The following is an 18600-nucleotide window of genomic DNA, read 5'->3' as shown; positions in this document are numbered from 1 at the left end:
TATAACATTCCGCGCTTATTTAATCAACAAAGTTAGGTGAATATGGCGGTGCCTCAGCTGCCGCGGGGCGGTTTACTTTTACAGCCTCAGCGCTAACCTTACCTGCATCCAGTCTCAGGCACTGACTTAGTCACAATCACATCCGTGTCATATCCCAGCAAACGGGAGATGACAACGGTCCCCGCTTTCACAGGGGCAGTCAGCGTACATTTCTTTATCTCCTGCATTGCATCAAAAATACGGTCCCGTGGAATGGGATTTGTCAGCCTCACACTGGCCAGCGGAAGGATGCCTCCTCTTACCAATACGGATGTGGCAATGTTCCTCTGCGGGTCCGTCACCTCCTGCTCCACATATGCCCTTCCCTTTGGACATGCAGCGCCTTCCACAGAGCAAATCTGCCTGGTTCCGTCTTCCTGTTCTTCAATCTGCGCCCTTATATCACATCCGTTGGGACAGATAATGCATGTATATTCTCTCAACATTCAACACTCACCTCCAGCCGGTTCCGGGACATCAGTTTATCTGCCTTAACAGTCAGTTCAATCATTTCAGCCGGTATCGCCTTCTTCATTTTCTTTGATGCCACCACTGCTCCGTCCTGTCTTACCTCAATACGGCATTCCTTCAAAGGGCTGTTTACCCGCAGGGACAGCTTAAAGTCCCTGGTGCCGCTCACCCGCTGCGGAACCGTATGGTTAATATGGCTGTCCGTACCTATCTCAATAGGGCAGGGGGGCAGGCTCCCCTTCTGCACATACTCTGCCGCAGAATCTGCCAGACTCTCTGCTTCCATGGAAACGAAATCCACTAAATCATGGACATGAAGCACGTTTCCGGCAGCAAAAATCCCCTCCACATCTGTCTGGAAATGCTCATCCACCACAGCGCCTTTTGTCCTGTCATCCAGGGTTATGCCGGCGTCCAGCGATAATTCGTTTTCCGGAATCAGGCCCACGGAAAGTATCAGTGTATCGCACTTATACTCCCTTTCAGTTCCCGGAATAGGTCTTAAATGCTCGTCCACCCGGGACACCGTGACGCCTGTCAGACGGTTGTCCCCGTGGACAGCCGTAACCGTATGGCTCAGGTACAGCGGAACTGCGTAATCGTTCAGACATTGCTCCACATTACGTGGCAGGCCGCTGGGATAGGGCTGAATCTCAAACACGGCCTGGACATGGGCGCCTTCTAAAGTTAGCCTTCGGGCCATAATCATGCCGATGTCTCCGGACCCCAGGATTACCACCTCCTTTGCAGGCATCACATTGTACAGATTAATATAAGCCTGGGCAACCCCTGCCGTAAATACACCGGCAGGCCGCTCACCCGGGATTCCCAAAGCGCCTCTGGTGCGTTCCCTGCATCCCATGGTGAGAATGACGGATTTTGCCTTCCAAACCTTGAGCCCCTGACGTGTGGCAGCTGTCACAGTCTTATTTTCCGCCACCTCCAGCACAGTTGCATCGGTGATATAGGGAATCCCTAATTCCTCCACCTCATCAATGAACCTCTGGGCGTATTCCGGTCCGCTCAGCGTGGTTTTAAAACGGGTCAGCCCAAAACCGTCATGGATGCACTGCCGGAGGATTCCCCCCAGCTGCTTTTCCCGCTCCACAATCAAGATGTTACGGATTCCTTTCCTGTATAACCGGACGGCTGCAGCCAGTCCGGCAGGTCCGCCTCCAACAACGATAACATCTATCTCCATTCCCTACGCCTCCTCCCGTACTTTGCCGAAAAACATCTGTGAATCTTTTCTGGCATACCTTACTTCTGTTTCCTTTTTTCCCAGCTCCTCTTCCAGCATCTGTGCAATACGCATCTGGCAATACCCGCCCTGGCACCGTCCCATCATGGAACGCGTCCTGTATTTGACTCCTGCCATGGTATCCACTCCCAATGGATTATGGATGGCTGCCAGGATTTCCGCCCTGGTTACCTTTTCGCAGCGGCACACCACCTGGCCGTAATCAGGATTCTGCCTGATCATCTGTTCCTGCTCTTCCTTTGTCATCTCTGCGAAACGGGGAATTCCTTTGCGCACAGGATTAAATTCCGGATTCAATGCCAGCTTCTCTCTTTCTTTCATAAGACTGATTGCATGACGGGCAATGGGTACTGCCGCCGTGAGTCCGGGCGACTCAATGCCCACCAGGTTAATGGCGTGCGGAGCAATGTCATCCCTTATTTCTATCTTAAAGTCCTGGATAACCCCGTCCTCGTCCACCCATTTGGGCAGAATCCCTGAATAATTGCGGATATAGTCCTTTTTATGGATGCAGGGCCACAGGCCGGAAGCGCTCCTGGCCAGGTAATCCATATTTTCCCGGGGCACTCCATAGTATGTAAAATCCGTTACCAGCTCTGCATTGGGACCAATGATGACATTGCCGTCCGTAGTGTTGGTCACATGGATTCCCATGTATGTATTACTGGGAACAGGATATACAGGCATGGGAAGAAGGGGGCCTGTGCGCTTGTCCAGAATGATATAATCACCCTTGGAGCCAATCACCTTATACCCGCGGATTCCCAGCATATCAGATATTTTTCCGCATCCCAGCCCTGCGCTGTTCACAACCCACCTAGTGTAAAACTGCCCCTTTGGGGTTGTGATAATATAGCTGCCTTCGCTGTCCCTCTGTATATCTGTCACCTCATGGCCGAAATAATAGGAAACCCCGTTGGCATGGGCATTCTCAGCCAGAGCTATGGTGTAGCCAAATGGGTCCACGATTCCGCTGCCAGCGGAAAACATGGCAAATTCCCCCACCACAGCCGGTACCAGTTGATGAAGCCGCTCCTTTCCAATCAGTTCCAGCCCTGAGGCACCATTTTCTTCTCCCTGCCGTATGGTCCGCTTCAGGGTTTCCATATCCTCCACCGTATTGCCCACCAGCACCTTGCCGCAGCGGATGAACTTAAAATCCAGCTCCTCTGCCAGTTGTCCCATGAATTGATTGCCCTCCACGCAGAGCCGTGCTTTCAATGAGCCGGTGTCATAGGCAAACCCGCCATGGACCACGCCGGAATTTCTGCCGCTGGTCTCATAGCACACGTCCAGGTTCTTTTCCAATACGCCTATTTTAAGACGGTACCTGGACATCTCCCTGGCAATGGCGCTGCCCACCACGCCGCCGCCAATAATAATTACGTCATACAGTTGTTTCATCCTGCTTTTCCTCCTAAAGGATTAATGGCAAAATTCATCCCATGAATATAGTTTATTTTTACCACATTTGCCAGGTGTAGTCAATATGTAATTGCTCAAAACAGGAATATTTATAGGATGAATATATCCAAAAGGGATTATCCTAACATTTTAAATATAATCCACCGCTTATCTAAATCCATCATTCGGCAATAAAAAAGGCCGGCTGTGTTCTCTGTACAAAACAAAGAACACAACCAGTCTCCTGAATTCCTTACTTCATCTTTCCTGCTCCCCATCCCCCATTTCACCCTTATACCGGTTATCATTATACATCAGATGAAAGTACATGGCCTGCTGTGCTTCCACGGGTTTCCTATCCCGGATGGCCTCAAATATCCTGCGGTGGGATTTAAGTGTCTGTTCATACTCTGTTTCCTGGACAGCGCCAGCAAAGACACGGACGCCGTCTGTAATTACCGGCACCAGATTGGTCATGACCAGATTGTGGGAACAATTTGCAATCTGGGCGTGAAACTGCGAATCCTTGTCTGAATAGTCTTTTCTCCGTATCATCCGTTCCTCCAGCCCCAGAAGTATGTCCTCCAGCTCACGGATGTCCTCCGCAGTGGCATTCTGAGCTGCCAGGGCTGCAATGGGGGGTTCCAGCATAACACGCACCTGAATCAGGTCCTCTGTCAGTTTTCTCCGGTCTTCTATCATGGCAAACCCCAGGGGGTCATCGGACACCCCGTTCTTATCTGAAATAAAAGTGCCTGAACCCTGGCGTATGGTAACGATATTTCTGGACATAAGGATTCTCAGTGCTTCCCGCACCGTATTGCGGCCAACCCCCAGAAGTTCCACCAGTTCTGCTTCCGTGGGAAGCTTGTCCCCGGCCGCATAGCCGTCCCTATGTATCATCTCCAGAAGCTTCCGGGATGCAACCTCCCCCAAGGTCTGTTTTTCCATGTCTCCTCCTGCCCGGTATTATATTATACCTTTACAATCTTATATCCTGCCGCCTTGGACAGCCGGTTCATTATGGCCTGCCCCAGATGGTCCTGCGGGAAACTCTCCGAAAATATGTAATCCACATCCAAATCATCAAATTCCCTGAGCAGGGCGTAAAGATTATGAGCCACAGATGCCTGGCTTTTTCTTGCGCCTATGCTGCGGACGATTCCATCTGTGTAACAATGCCTGGACTCATCTGTACAGATAACTCCCACGTTGTATCCTGCCTCAAGCTTCTCACGGGCAAGCTCCTGCACCTTGCAAATCATGGCCTGGAGCTGCTTCTCATTTAAACCATTTGCCTGGTCGGCGGCCGTATTCCGGTCTGCACCGTCCATCCGCACGGAATCAGCCGTCCGCACGGAATCAGCCATCCGGGCCGGGCCAGCCGTCCGGGCCGGGCCTTCCGGCTCCACCAGTGTAAGGTCTGCCTTAGGAGCATAGTGCTTATACTTCATCCCCGGTGCCTTTGGCCTTACATCTGCGGAAAGAGGACCCAGGATAGCCGGGTCCACGCTCACTTCCCCCAGAACCTCCTGCAGCATTTCCATGGTAATGGCTCCCGGCCTGAGAACGGCCGGCACCGCAGATGATACATCCACGATGGTGGACTCCACCCCGATTCCCACCGGTCCCCCGTCAATAATCATCTCAATCCTGCCGTTCATATCCTGCCATACGTGGTCGGCCGTAGTGGGGCTTGGACGGCCGGATGTATTGGCGCTGGGCGCAGCCACAGGCACTCCGGCCAGGGCAATAAGCCGGTTCGCCACCGGGTCGTCCGGCATACGGATTGCCACTGTATCCAGTCCTCCGGTTGTTCCGTAGGGCACCCTGTCGCTCTTGGGAAATATCATGGTCAGAGGACCTGGCCAGAAAGCCTCCATCAGCTTCCGCCCTGCCTCAGGTATCTCCTTTACAAGGGGGGCCACTTCCTCCATGCATGATACATGGGCAATGAGGGGATTATCGGAAGGTCTTCCTTTTGCCGCATAGATTTTTCTTGCTGCATCCTCATCCAGGGCATTGCCGCCCAGGCCGTATACGGTTTCCGTGGGAAATGCCACCAGGCCCCCTGAACGCAGTATGCCGGCCGCCTCCTTCAGCTCCTCATCCTTTATATGATTCCTGTCTTCTATCGTAATTCTTTTTGTTTCCATGATTCATACCTCGATTGTTAAATGGCGTCTGCTCTATGTCCAGTCTATTTTAGCACCCGCTACAGCCAATGTAAAGCCGGGAAATCCCCTTTAACCGGCTCCCCTCTCTTGAAGATTGCGGGCATTTCGTGTAAACTTAAGTTATTACAAATGATTGGAGGCTTTACCAATGAGCAATATTAACAACGTAATGAAAGAATTCAAGGCATTCATCCTCAAGGGCAACATCATCGACATGGCTGTGGGCGTCATTATCGGCGGCGCTTTCAGTAAGATTGTGACCTCTCTTGTCAATGACATTCTGATGCCCATACTGGGCGCCCTGACAGGCGGAGCCAGCTTCAACACACTCAAATACGTCATCCATCCCGCGGCCACGGTAAACGGGGCAGAAGTGGAAGAAGCCGCCATTCTCTATGGCAGCTTCCTACAAAATATATTGGATTTTCTCATTATCGGCGTATGCATGTTTTTCATGATTAAGACAGTTGCAGTTATCAGCAGCCGTCTGCGCCATGAAGAAGAGGCAAAGGAGGAGGCTCCTGCCCCGGCCGGTCCCACACAGGAAGAGCTTCTGGCTGAAATCCGCGACCTGCTAAAGGAACGCAGGGACATGGCCTGATAATCCTAGTAAAACCGAATCCGCTTGGCATTCTCCACAAATTCCCTGTTATTCCTGGTCCTTGCGAAAAGGTCAAGTATCTTTTCCACTGCATCCTCGGGTTTCAGGGAATTGGTGGCTTTGCGGATGACATCCACTGCCTCTGCTTCCTCCCTGGTCAGCAGAAGGTCATCCCTTCTGGTACCGGACTTTAATATGTCGATGGCCGGGAAGATTCGTTTCTCAGACAGTTTCCTGTCAAGCACCAGCTCCATGTTGCCGGTGCCCTTAAATTCCTCATACACAACATCATCCATACGGCTTCCGGTATCCACCAGCGCCGTGGCCAGAACGGTCAGGCTTCCGCCTTCGCGCATGTTCCTGGCTGCACCGAAGAAACGCTTTGGCATATGCAGGGCCGCCGGGTCCAGACCGCCGGATAATGTACGGCCGCTGGGTGCAACGGTCAGGTTGTATGCCCTAGCCAGCCTGGTAATGCTGTCCAGCAGAATAATGACGTCACGTCCGTGCTCCACCAGACGTTTGGCCCGTTCAATTACCATCTCGGATACCCTCTTATGACGGTCCGGCAGCTCGTCAAAGGTAGAATAGATAACTTCCACATTGGGGCCCACAATGGCCTCCCTTATGTCCGTAACCTCCTCAGGGCGCTCATCTATCAGAAGAATCATCAGATGCATGTCCGGATTATTGGTGGTGACAGCCTTGGCAACCTGCTTCAGCAGAGTCGTCTTACCTGCTTTGGGCGGTGATACAATCATACCACGCTGGCCCTTGCCTATGGGAGCCAGAAGGTCCAGGACACGCATGGCCACTGTATTCTTCTCGCCAGGCGTTTCCATATGGAGGCGCCTGTTGGGAAAAATAGGGGTCAGGTCCTCAAAGTTGGGCCTTGTCTCCGTAGCGCTTAACGAATATCCATTTACGGTCTTGATATAGAGCAGGGCTGCAAACTTCTCTGTTGCAGACTTCACCCTGCGGTTTCCCACTATAATATCCCCTGTCTTCAGATTAAATCGGCGGATTTGGGACGGAGCCACGTAGACGTCGTTTTCACCGGGAAGGAAATTTTCACAGCGGATGAATCCGAATCCGTCCGGCATAACTTCCAGTATGCCGTTTGCCTCAATCCCGCTGTCCAGCTCGGCCATATCCTGGCCGGAAAGTCCAATTGCATCATTTCTCTGGTCCGCCCTGGAAAAGCGCTCTCCCTCGTTCTGCGAAGGGGTGCTGTTCTGGCTCATGCTGCTGTTCTGGCTGTTATTTCCATGGGGTTTGGGTGACTGGGTTCTGTTCTGTGCGTACTTGTTGTCATACCCTCTTGAAATAGGGCGTCGGTTATCTGTTCCTCTGCTGTCATTGCGGTTTTCCTGATAATCCTGGCTCCTTAACTGGCTGCGTTCAGGGGCATGGGACTGGTCCTGGGAACGGTATGGTTCCTGGCTGCGGGACCCTTCCGCACCCCGGGGCGTCTCCTGGCTGCGGGCTGTTTCCGTCCTCTCCTCCCGTTTTATCTCTGCCGGCTTTACCTCCGGGTTTTTCTCCGCCTCATCGCAGAGCAAATCAATGATTTCTGCCTTTCTCAATGAACTAATGCCCTTAATTCCACGGCTCTTGGCCATTTCCTTTAACTCTGAAAGAGGCAGGGTCTGCAGTTTTTCACGCATAGTATCTCTCCTTATTAAAATCAATTCTTCACCCGCAAAAAAAGCCGGTGTACACCTTCTGTCTATGTTTACATTATCTTCTGTTCATTCAAATTCGGGGTTTATTCCAGATTTGGGAATTGCTCAGGGACTAACAGACTGCTGGCAGTATTAAGAAAACTGCCAGCTAATCTATGTATAGCCCTATTATATACACGAATATCAGAAATTGTAAAGTTAAAATTTGAGAAAATCAGCTTTTAAGCCATTTCATGTGCGCATTTATCTGTTTCTCGTATCCATTGTCAGAAGGTTTGTAAAATACCGTTCCCTCCATTCCGCCGGGCAGATACTGCTGTTCCACATAGTGCTTGGGATAGTCATGGGCATACAGGTAGCCTGCGCCATGGCCCAGCTTTGCCGCCCCCTTATAATGCTTATCCTGGAGGTGGACCGGCACAGGCATGGTCCGCTCATTCCTAACTGCTTCCATGGCCTCCTGGACCGCCATACAGGCGGCATTGCTCTTGGGCGCAGTGGCCACATAGGTCACTGCCTGGGAAAGGATAATGTTGGCCTCGGGAAGTCCGATACGCTCCGCTGCCAGGGCTGCGTTTACAGCCACCACAAGGGCCTGAGGGTCTGCGTTCCCCACATCCTCTGCAGCGCATATCATAATCCTCCTGGCTATGAACTTGATATCTTCTCCCGCATACAGCATCCGCGCCAGATAATATACGGCTGCGTCCGGGTCTGACCCCCGCATGCTCTTGATGAATGCGGATATGGTATCATAGTGGTTGTCCCCGTTCTTGTCATACCGGACAGCCCTTTTCTGAATGCATTCCTGGGCCACGGCCATATCAATGTGAATACGCCCGTCCGGCCCCTTTGCAGTGGTCAGCACCCCCAGCTCCACGGCATTTAGGGCAGCCCTTGCATCCCCATTGGCTGTGTCTGCCAGAAAATCAGCTGCATCCTCGTCAATGTCTGCGTCGTAGATACCCATGCCCCGTTCCTTGTCATAAACCGCCCTGCGAATCAGCTCCTTTACATCGTCCTTTTCCAGGGGCTTGAGTTCAAATATCCTGGACCTGGATAGAAGGGCTCCGTTTACTTCAAAATAGGGGTTCTCCGTGGTGGCGCCAATCAGTATCAGCGTCCCGTCCTCCACAAAGGGAAGAAGGTAATCCTGCTGTCCTTTATTAAAGCGGTGAATCTCATCCACAAACAGTATGGTCTTCCTTCCATACATGCCGATGTTGTCCTTGGCCTCCTTCACCACTTCCTCCATGTCCTTTTTCCCTGCCACCGTTGCATTAATCTGCCTGAAATCCGCACTTGTGGTATTGGCAATGACCTTGGCCAGGGTAGTCTTACCGGTTCCAGGAGGTCCGTAAAAAATAACGGACCCCAGCTTATCCGCCTGTATGGCCCGGTACAGCAGCTTATCCTTTCCCACAATATGCTGCTGCCCCACCACCTCATCCAGGGTTCTCGGACGGAGCCTGGACGCCAGGGGCGACTCCTTCTCCATATCCTTTTCTCTCATATAATCAAATAAATCCATATCCGTCTTCTCCTCAGTCAATCAGCAGTTCATCCACCGTAACAAAAGTATAGCCCCGCTTCGTGAGCGTGTCAACGATTTCCAGGGCAGCTTCCACGGAAGTGGGAAAAATATCATGCATCAGTATGATATCCCCGTCCTCCACATCCTTCACCACGCGTTTCACAATGCGGTTGGTATTGCGCAGTTTCCAGTCCAGAGAATCCACGGACCAAAGTACGGTGGTCATGCCGACCCTGCACTCCAGCTCCTCATTCCAGTCCCCATAGGGCGGCCGCATGTACTGGGGCCGTTCTCCTATAATACCCTCAATCATCCGGCTGGTCCTGTCCACGGCCTGGCAGACCGCATCCGAACCAGCCTTTGTGAGCTGTATATGGCTGTAGCTGTGATTTCCAATCAGATGTCCCTCCGCCTTCATGCGCTTTACAATTTCCTCATTTCCCTCTATATTCTGCCCCATAAGGAAAAAGGTGGCTCTCACATTCCTTTCTTTCAGCCCGTCCAGCAGTTTTTCCGTGTAATCCCCATTGGGTCCGTCGTCAAAGGTCAGAGCCACGCATTTTCCTTCCAGTCCCTTGGCCCGGTCCAGAGTGTCCCCTCCCTCCCTGACCCAGGAGCCCTCGTCAGCCGACACATGGGCCGGCGTCCCCCCTCTTACCGCATGGATAAGGCCGCCCAGCAGCAGAAGGTCCGCTATGCATACAGCCGCCAGGAGTTTTTTCTTATTTATCAGCTTCACCCTGTTTCCCTCTCTTATTTCACATCCTTATCTATCCAGTATATGTGCGGGGACAATGTAAAAATGCTTTTACCTTTTACTCCATGCCGCAGTCCCTGAAAATGAATAATTAAGAAGGAAACAGCGCCGGGACTGCTCCCGGCGCCGCACTGCTGTACATATGTTATATCGGACTTATTTTATATGGTAATTGTTATATCATCTTTAAAGCCTGCTTCCTACTGTCCCGGTCCCACGGGTGTTACCACCACGCCCGGTCCTCCGGAGGAGCCTGTGACAGCCTGTCCTGAACCCGGAGCCTGGGTGGATACCCCGCCGTTCTGTGAAGACTGGGGCGCCTGGTTCTGGACATTCCCATTCTGGCCGTCCCCTGCCTCATTGCCCGTTTCCCGGACAACCTGGCTGAGCACTCCGCTTCCATCGGCATTGTAAGCAACGCCTCCTATATCCACCGTAGTGCCTGTTGCCATACGGCCTGTGGACGGGTCCATATAGTAGTGAAGGCCGCCCACCTCGATAACGCCTTTGGCCATACGCCCGGAGCCTTCAAAGTAATACCATGCCCCGTCCATCTCGCGCCAGCCCGTAGCCATGGCACCGGAACCCTTAAGATAATACCGCTCCCCGCCATCATCCAGCCATCCGGTCTGCATCACACCTTCCTGGCTGCTGTAATACCAGGTTCCGTTATCATTAATCCAGCCCCTGGAAAGCGCTCCTGAGCTGTCCAGATAATACCACTTTCCATTCTGGCTGGTCCATCCTCTGGCCATGGCGCCATTGCCTTCCAGGAAGTATCTGCGGCCGCCGTCATCCAGCCACCCGGTCTGCATCACGCCCTCCTGGTTGCTGTAGTACCAGGTTCCGCCATCATTAATCCAGCCCTTGGAAAGCGCGCCTGAACTGCCGAAGTAATACCACTTCCCGCTGTCGGATTTCCAGCCGGTTACCATCTTACCGGTGGTATCGTCCAGATAATAGGACTTGCCGGACTGGGAGAGCCAGCCCCTGGACACCAGGCCGTCCCCGTTCATATAATACCATGTACCGTCATCCTGAATCCAGTTATTTTTCTGCTTTACGTAGTTCTGGTAATAGTAAGTCTGGCCGTTGATGGTCCTCCATGTATTAGCCGGAATCACAGAGGTGAAATCCCTGAACTGGAAATCAATATCCACATTTCCGCTTATGCCGTTTACAGCGCCTGTACTGGTCGCCTGCCACATTACCGGATTCTGGTAAGCCGGTTTAGCAGAATACCGCGCCACCCACACAGGATAATTCATCTTGCTCATGTCCAGCTTGTTGGCAAGCCAGTTGTCATTTGCATAGATAACCGGATAATAGCCTGCCTCTGAAATCCGCCCGCAGAATGCATTGGCAATGGCCGCCAGCTCATCCTTTGACAGGGTTCCCTGGGTGGAATCCTCCATGTCAAACGCCACCGGATAAGAGACCGGGTAATCGTGAATCAGGTTGAGGACAAAATTCGCCTCCTCCACTGCCATCTCCGGCGTCATGGCCAGGGAATAGATATAGACGCCCACCTTGACGCCTGCCGCGCTGGCCTGCTGGATATTCCTGTGGAAATATGGGTCCACCGCCCCCTTTGACCGGGTGCCCAGCATGACGAAAGACACGTCATCCGCAGCCACCTGGCCCCAGTTAATATCCCCCTGCCACCTGGATACGTCGATTCCGCGAAACAGTACATTATTGATGGAGGACCCGTCCGGCATCTGGTATACGCCGTTTACCTTCTTCCATGCATTGGGATTAGCAGCAGCCTGGCCCGAGGTGCTTCCTGTCCCGGAGGCTGTTCCCGTACTGCCGGTGGAGCTCTGTCCCGGTCCCACGGGAGATATGACCGTGGGGGACTGGGTTTCCCCCGGTCCCACGGCCAGGGATGTACCTGCGGGCATGATAATCCCTGCTCCGATAAGCCCTGCCAGGGCAAGCGCGTGGCAGCGTTTCATAAGCTGCGTCGTATTTTTCATAGTCTTCTCCTCATACCTTTGTATTTTTCAAAAAAAGAAGGGATGTCCAGCCATCCGCTGTCACATCCCCCCTTATTAAACTGCTGTAAATCAACCTGGTCCGTCTGTCCGTCCAGGTTCAAGCGCAGTTGATGAGCCGGATGGGCTGTTATTGGAATTGCTGCTGGTAGGGCCGCTGGTACTGTTTCCGGTACCGCCCGGAGTACCGCTGCTGATGCCGGAGCCGGAAGAACCGGATACACCAGGTCCGCCGCTGCTGCCGGAGCTGCCGGTACTGCTGTTGTTCACAGTTCCAGGTGTCTGGGCTGATACGCCGTTGGCATTCTGGCATACGCCGCTGCCGTCAAAGTTATACTGCACGCCGTTAATGGTAGCCGTTGTGCCTGCAATCATCTTACCCTCGTTGGCAGGGTTCAGATAGTAGTACTTGCCGTCCAGCTGAATCCATCCCGTCATCATATGTCCGTTGCTGTTGAAGTAATGCCAGGAATTATCAATCTGCTTCCAGCCCGTGGACATCTTGCCGTTGCTTGTATCCATATAATATTTGTTGCCTTCGCTGTCGCTCAGCCAGCCAATCAGCATCCGGCCGTCCGTATTCAGGTAGAAATAGTCGTTATCCACTTTAGCCCAGCCAGTCATCATCTTACCGTCCGTGCCAAAGAGGTACCAGTTGTCCTTAATCTGTGCCCAGGAATTAACCACGCACTTTCCGTTGCTCTGGAAATAATACCAGGCGCCGTCCATCTCACGCCAGCCCGTTGCCATGGTTCCGTTGCCCCGCATAAAGTAGAAATCATTGCCAATCTTCAGCCAGCCCGTTACCATGCTGCCGTCATTCAGCAGATAATACCACTTGCCGTACTCCGGATTAATCCATCCCATGGCCATAAGGCCGTTTGGCCTGAAGAAATACCATTTTCCGTCAATCTGCTTAAAACCTGTAGACATATATCCCGTGGATAAATCCATATAATACCAGCCCTCGCTGGTCTGAAGCCATCCTGTATGTGTCTGTCCATTATAGATATACGTCCAATTATCATTGGATTTGCTCCATCCGTCTGCTGCATAGCTGGTAAATACAGACCCCAATGACATGGCCCCAATCATACCGGCTGCCGCGATTGCTGCCCAGTACTTTTTATATCCCATTTGTCATCCTCCTCGCCTGGTATATCCGGTCAGGGACACAGTTGTCCCCAACCTTTTACATATCTCCGATTATAGCACAATCCCATATTCATTTGGTAACAAATTTATTACAATTTCCGTAATTTCCTATAATATTTTTTTGCATACCGGTACATGATGATGGTGTATTCCCCGAACTCATCCCCCAGAATGCTTTTGTACACAGCCCACAGACACCACAGGAATCCTCCCAGGGCGGCATTGGCATAAAGGGCAAACAGCTCGTCCCCAGAGGGCTCCCTCTGAAGATACATCCTGAAAAGCCGTTCCATGTCCTCCTCATTGTAATAGGAATAAATAGCGCACATAGATACATCCATCACAGGGTCACACATGCCTGCATACTCCCAATCCAGTAGTTTTACACTGCCGTCTTCAAAAAAAAGGAAGTTATCCACATTTGCGTCAATATGACACAGGCATTTTGGGCGTTCCATCTTGTCAAGGGTATCCATGAGCCAGTCCATCCACCCCTTCACTTCCTCATAGTCTTCAAACAAAAGGGCCCCGTGGCTCCTGCACAGCTTTTCATAAAAGCTGATTCTCTCCCGGATATCAAAGGAATGGGCCACTGTAATGCCTGACTGGTGAAGGAAGCGCACCATGGACATGCATTTTTCCATATCCGACCAGTCAGCTGAATCCGCATTTCTGGCTCCTTCATAGTAATCTGCTATTTTATAACCTGTCTTTTCGTTCATGTACAATACATGCTCCGTGATTTTCAGCGGGGCTATGGCATCATAGACGGTTTTTTCCTGTTTCCTGTTAATCAGAAGCCCGGTTCCCGGCCCGGGTATGCGGCAGATACAGTGACGGTCCTCCACCTTAAAAAGAAATGACTTATTGGTCATGCCTGCCTTCAGGCAGCGTATGTCCTTAATATGGGATTCCGGCACCTTAAACACCTCTGCAACCAGCCTCATGGCTGCATTGTCAGAATGATTCTGATAGCGTGGGTCGAACAGACGCAGCTCCTCCAGGTTCTCAAACTCATATACCTGGTCATCCGGCTGGCGGTTCACATCCATTTCTATCTCATCCCATACGGATGCCGCCAGACCACTGGCTGCCTGGGCTGCTTCCAGCAATCCGCTGTTTTCCTCCTCCAGCCGCCGCCTGGCCTCCCCCTCCAGCATATCCACATAGACCTGTTCCCAATAAAACTGTTCTGTTCCCGGAGTCTTATAGTAGGCTTCCAGCACAGGCAGGAACTGCCTGGAAAATTCCCGCGAAAAATAAGCCGGACCGTACATGACCCACTGGTCCCGCCCTCCTACCTTTACATCCGTTATCCTTCCCTTCTTGTTGAAGCAAAGGCACCACTCCTTTGTTTCTCCCTTCTGGAAAACCGAGCTGTACCAGGCCCCGCACTCATAGGCGTGGTACATGTTCTCCCGCATCCAGTTGTCCGACGACAGGACGTACATGTTGCGTCCTTCCAGCACCTTCCTGGCCCGGTAAATGGTGGTCAGGGTATTCTTGCTGGTATATTCAGGATTGTACAGAAGCTCCACGTCGTATTTATCAATAAGGTATTCGAATTTCTCCTTCAGATATCCCACGGCTATGGTTATGTTCCTGATGCCCGCTTCGTGAAGCTGCTTAATCTGGCGCTCTATCATACGCTCCCCAAAGACCTCAAGAAGCCCTTTGGGTGTCTCAAAGGTCAGGGGTACAAAGCGGGAGCCAAATCCGGCTGCTATAATAAGGGCGCCGTCCACCTTATATGGGTCTAACAGCTTCTGCCCCTCCGGCATAAGCCGCCACCTGGCCTTGCCCTTTGGGCTGTTTTCCTCCCCTATATATCCCTTTGCCAGGCATTCCTTAATTAAGCCATTGGCCGTGCCCAGGGAGACATCCAGCTTTCCGGCCAGCTCCCTCTGGGTGATATCCGGCTGCTCCAGTACTGCCCTGCATACAAGTCCATGTCTGTCCATTGTGAAATCCTCGCTTCCCCGCCTGTTTATGTTCAAATTTATCTTTTTATAAAAATATATGAACATTATATCACACAATTTAAAAAATGCAAGTAAACGGTAAATGAAAATATCATCCAGCCAAAACTATCCGGAATACGAAAAAAGCCTGCCCATTGACCGGCAGACTCTTTTCCGTTTATCTGTGATATCACTTGATACCCTGATATCCATTTTTATGATACCCTGATATCTGTTTTTCCGGACTTACACCTCAAATATCAAATCCCCATAACTGGGCATCGGCCACAGTTCCTTATCCACAATCATCTCCAGCCTATCCACCGGAGCCCGGAGAGCCTCCATGGCAGGCACTACCTCTCTGTGGAATGCAATGGCCTGGACCTTGCCGCCTTCAGCGGCGGAAGCCTTTTCCGTTGCCTCTAAGAGACGGGCAAGAGCTGTCTTTGTCTCTGCAAGCAGCCTGGAAGTCTCCAAGAGCAGCTCTGTCTGGGTGCTCACATCCGCTTCCTGGCATACGCCCTTTACAGCGCCGATGGATGCGGCCAGCTGCGTGGTATACTTGATGACTGCAGGGATAATGGACTTGCTGGCCATGTCATACATGGTTCTGGCCTCAATATTAATGGCCTTGGAATAGTTCTCATATTCCACCTCGGACCTGGACTCCAGCTCAGCCCTTGTGAATACCCCGAACGCCTCGAAGAGCTTCACTGCCTTATCTGTTGTCAGGGCCGGGATTGCCTCCACCATGGAGCGGATGTTTGGAAGTCCTCTCCTCTCAGCCTCCGCCACCCACTCGTCTGAATATCCATTTCCATTGAAAATGATTCTCTTATGCGCGGCCAGGGTTTCCTTGATGAAATCATGTACAGCCATATCAAAGTCCTCTGCCTTCTCCAGCATGTCGGCTGCTTCCTTAAAGCCTTCCGCCACAATGGTGTTCAGCACGGTATTGGGAGAAGCAATGGAGTCCGAGGACCCCACCATGCGGAACTCAAATTTATTGCCGGTAAAGGCAAAGGGTGATGTACGGTTCCTGTCCGTGGCATCCTTATCCAGGTCAGGAAGAATGTCAACGCCGGTCTTTAAGGTGCCGCCCTGCTTGGAGTGGGTCGCCTCGCCGGTGCTGCACAGCTGGTCGATTACATCCTCAAGCTGCTCTCCCAGGAAAATGGATATGATGGCAGGAGGAGCTTCGTTGGCTCCCAGTCTGTGGTCATTTCCCACGTCAGAGGCGGATTCCCTGAGCAGGTCTGCATGGATATCCACTGCCTTGATGATACATGCCAGTACCAGGAGAAACTGGATGTTTTCATGAGGCGTGTCGCCCGGATTCAGGAGATTGGTGCCGTCATCCGCTGTCAGGGACCAGTTGTCGTGCTTACCGGAGCCATTGACGCCTGCAAACGGCTTCTCATGCAGAAGGCAGGCCATGCCGTGGCGCCCGGCCACCTTCTTAAGCGTCTCCATAACAATCTGGTTATGGTCAACCGCCTGGTTCACGCCCTCGTAGATGGGCGCAAGCTCATGCTGGGCCGGAGCCACCTCGTTGTGCTGTGTCTTGGCAGGCACTCCTAATTTCCACAGCTCTTTATTTACATCGTTCATGTAAGAGCCGATTCTCTCACGGATGGCGCCAAAGTAATGGTCCTCCAGCTCCTGCCCCTTGGGAGGCATTGCGCCGAATAAGGTGCGGCCTGTGTAAATCAGGTCCTTGCGCTGTAAATATTTCTCCCTGTCCACCAGAAAGTATTCCTGCTCAGCGCCAACAGACGGAGCCACCCGCCTGGCCGTGGTGTTTCCAAAGAGACGGAGTATCCTTAACGCCTGCTCGTTAACCGCCTGCATGGAGCGCAGCAGAGGCGTCTTCTTATCCAGGGCCTCTCCCTTATAGGAACAGAAGGAGGTCGGAATGCACAAAGTCACGCCAATGGCGTCTTCCCGCAGAAAGGCCGGAGAAGTACAATCCCACACCGTATATCCTCTGGCCTCAAAGGTGGCGCGCAGACCGCCGGATGGGAAGGAAGATGCGTCCGGCTCGCCCTTAATCAGCTCCTTGCCGGAAAATTCCATGATTACCTTTCCGTCGGAGGGAGCAGAGATAAAGGAATCATGCTTCTCCGCAGTCACTCCTGTCAGAGGCTGGAACCAGTGGGTATAGTGTGTGGCCCCTCTCTCAATTGCCCAGTCCTTCATGGCGTGGGCAACCACATCTGCAATACTGGGGTCCAGCTCCGCCCCGTCTTCGATGGTCTTCTTTAACTTCCTGTACACGCTCTTTGGCAGACGGTCCCTCATCACCGCGTCATTGAATACATTTTTACCGAACATCTCCGATACATTCAATACATCGCTCATAGAATTTTCCATCCTCTCTTTTTTATCTTCCTTTTCCAAAATCCTTCTTTTCACGTAATTATATTAAGTCCGCGCGGATATATAATAAAAAGGTGCTCTCCCTTTGAGAGAGAACACCTTTGTTCTTTATTAAAATAAACCATTTCCACTGAAATTGCAAGTGGTTTTTAAATAAAAACACATTTTTATTCTAATAAGGATTATTAAGTTATATTAATAACTGATGTCGAATATAACACTGTGAGTTATAAATAAGCCGGTATACCGGATATTATGCCTTGCCAACGGAACCAAACAGCTCCATCTTTTCCTTAACCGTTGCCCTGATTGCATCAGCGCCCGGAGCCAGAAGCTTTCTTGGGTCAAAGCCCTTGCCCTTCTGGTCCTTGCCTGCCTCAATGTATTCCCTGGTGGCTGCTGCAAAGGACAGCTGGCACTCTGTGTTTACATTGATTTTGGCAACGCCCAGGCTGATGGCCTTCTGAATCATATCCTCAGGGATACCTGTGCCGCCGTGAAGAACCAGGGGCATATCTCCTACAGCTGCCTTTACCTGCTCTAATACGTCGAAACGCAGACCTGGCCAGTTCTCAGGATATTTACCGTGGATATTGCCGATACCTGCTGCCAGGAAATCAATTCCCAGGTCAGCGATAGCCTTACACTCCTGAGGGTCAGCGCACTCGCCTAAGCCTACCACGCCGTCTTCCTCGCCGCCGATGGAGCCAACCTCTGCCTCCAGAGACAGGCCCATGGCATGTGCTACCTTAACCAGCTCCTTTGTCTTCTCGATGTTCTCCTCAATCGGATAATGGGAACCATCAAACATGATGGAGGAAAATCCTGCTTTGATACATTTATAGCAGCCATCGTAAGTACCATGGTCCAGATGCAGGGCAACCGGAACCGTGATGTTCAGTTCTTCCATCATGGCTTCAACCATGGCAGCAACTGTCTTAAATCCTGTCATATACTTTCCTGCGCCCTCGGATACGCCCAGGATAACCGGAGATTTCAGTTCTTCTGCTGTCAGCAGTACGGACTTTGTCCACTCCAGGTTGTTGATGTTGAACTGGCCAACTGCGTACTTGCCTTCCCTTGCTTTCTCAAGCATGTCTTTTGCTGAAACTAACATATTATACCTCCTTATAACTTTGTTATTTTATTAACTATCTCACCCATTATATCGCATACGCG

At 51.7% G+C, this 18600-nt stretch carries 14 protein-coding genes; 1 reads left to right on the top strand and 13 read right to left on the bottom strand.

The window, feature by feature from the left end:
- Nucleotides 1-98 precede the first annotated feature (98 nt).
- The 5 genes from I2H39_RS20810 to I2H39_RS20790 form a co-directional block, all read right to left on the bottom strand.
- Nucleotides 99-485 carry a DUF1667 domain-containing protein gene (locus I2H39_RS20810; protein WP_138306521.1) on the bottom strand — a complete coding sequence of 129 codons (387 nt, stop codon included), beginning with the start codon at nucleotides 483-485 and terminating at the stop codon, nucleotides 99-101.
- Entirely contained in the window at nucleotides 479-1711 is a 1233-nt protein-coding gene (locus I2H39_RS20805) for an FAD-dependent oxidoreductase (protein WP_195627425.1), read from the bottom strand. The genes I2H39_RS20810 and I2H39_RS20805 overlap by 7 nt, the downstream gene beginning before the upstream one ends.
- Before the next feature lie 3 nt (nucleotides 1712-1714).
- Nucleotides 1715-3175: an NAD(P)/FAD-dependent oxidoreductase gene (locus I2H39_RS20800; RefSeq protein WP_195627424.1), complete on the bottom strand. Its 1461-nt coding sequence runs from the start codon at nucleotides 3173-3175 to the stop codon at nucleotides 1715-1717.
- A gap of 258 nt (nucleotides 3176-3433) precedes the next feature.
- The gene (locus I2H39_RS20795) at nucleotides 3434-4126 is read right to left on the bottom strand and encodes a FadR/GntR family transcriptional regulator (protein ID WP_138306518.1); all 693 of its coding nucleotides are present in this window, start codon (nucleotides 4124-4126) and stop codon (nucleotides 3434-3436) included.
- 23 nt (nucleotides 4127-4149) lie between these two features.
- On the bottom strand, nucleotides 4150-5331 hold the full coding sequence (locus I2H39_RS20790) for an L-threonylcarbamoyladenylate synthase (RefSeq protein ID WP_138306517.1): 1182 nt from the start codon (nucleotides 5329-5331) through the stop codon (nucleotides 4150-4152).
- Between the two features lie 169 nt (nucleotides 5332-5500).
- On the opposite strand from I2H39_RS20790, the gene mscL reads away from it, so the two are divergent.
- Complete coding sequence (gene mscL, locus I2H39_RS20785; protein ID WP_138306516.1) at nucleotides 5501-5953, top strand: large-conductance mechanosensitive channel protein MscL; 453 nt, start codon at nucleotides 5501-5503, stop codon at nucleotides 5951-5953.
- A gap of 5 nt (nucleotides 5954-5958) precedes the next feature.
- On the opposite strand, the gene rho is transcribed toward mscL, so the two are convergent.
- From rho to fba, 8 genes are all read right to left on the bottom strand, one after another.
- Nucleotides 5959-7620: a transcription termination factor Rho gene (gene rho, locus I2H39_RS20780; RefSeq protein WP_138306515.1), complete on the bottom strand. Its 1662-nt coding sequence runs from the start codon at nucleotides 7618-7620 to the stop codon at nucleotides 5959-5961.
- 232 nt (nucleotides 7621-7852) lie between these two features.
- Nucleotides 7853-9169 (bottom strand): replication-associated recombination protein A, encoded by a 1317-nt coding sequence (locus tag I2H39_RS20775; protein ID WP_138306514.1) that lies wholly within the window; start codon nucleotides 9167-9169, stop codon nucleotides 7853-7855.
- A gap of 13 nt (nucleotides 9170-9182) precedes the next feature.
- Complete coding sequence (locus I2H39_RS20770; RefSeq protein ID WP_138306513.1) at nucleotides 9183-9911, bottom strand: polysaccharide deacetylase family protein; 729 nt, start codon at nucleotides 9909-9911, stop codon at nucleotides 9183-9185.
- A 218-nt stretch (nucleotides 9912-10129) separates the two neighbouring features.
- A complete protein-coding gene (locus I2H39_RS20765; RefSeq protein WP_138306512.1) occupies nucleotides 10130-11908 on the bottom strand; it encodes a GH25 family lysozyme in 1779 nt (592 codons plus the stop codon).
- Nucleotides 11909-11998: 90 nt separating this feature from the next.
- Complete coding sequence (locus I2H39_RS20760) at nucleotides 11999-13063, bottom strand: N-acetylmuramoyl-L-alanine amidase family protein (protein WP_138306511.1); 1065 nt, start codon at nucleotides 13061-13063, stop codon at nucleotides 11999-12001.
- Nucleotides 13064-13170: 107 nt separating this feature from the next.
- On the bottom strand, nucleotides 13171-15042 hold the full coding sequence (locus tag I2H39_RS20755) for a sugar phosphate nucleotidyltransferase (RefSeq protein WP_138306510.1): 1872 nt from the start codon (nucleotides 15040-15042) through the stop codon (nucleotides 13171-13173).
- 246 nt (nucleotides 15043-15288) lie between these two features.
- Nucleotides 15289-17403 carry a glutamine synthetase III gene (locus I2H39_RS20750; protein WP_138306509.1) on the bottom strand — a complete coding sequence of 705 codons (2115 nt, stop codon included), beginning with the start codon at nucleotides 17401-17403 and terminating at the stop codon, nucleotides 15289-15291.
- 271 nt (nucleotides 17404-17674) lie between these two features.
- Nucleotides 17675-18538 carry a class II fructose-1,6-bisphosphate aldolase gene (gene fba, locus I2H39_RS20745; protein WP_138306508.1) on the bottom strand — a complete coding sequence of 288 codons (864 nt, stop codon included), beginning with the start codon at nucleotides 18536-18538 and terminating at the stop codon, nucleotides 17675-17677.
- Between the last annotated feature and the right edge of the window lie 62 nt (nucleotides 18539-18600).

Source organism: Clostridium sp. 1001283B150225_161107_B6, from assembly GCF_015556325.1.
Lineage (GTDB): Bacteria > Bacillota > Clostridia > Lachnospirales > Lachnospiraceae > Enterocloster.
The sequence above is the reverse complement of the archived record's forward strand: the minus strand, read 5'-3'. Positions and strand labels throughout refer to the sequence as shown.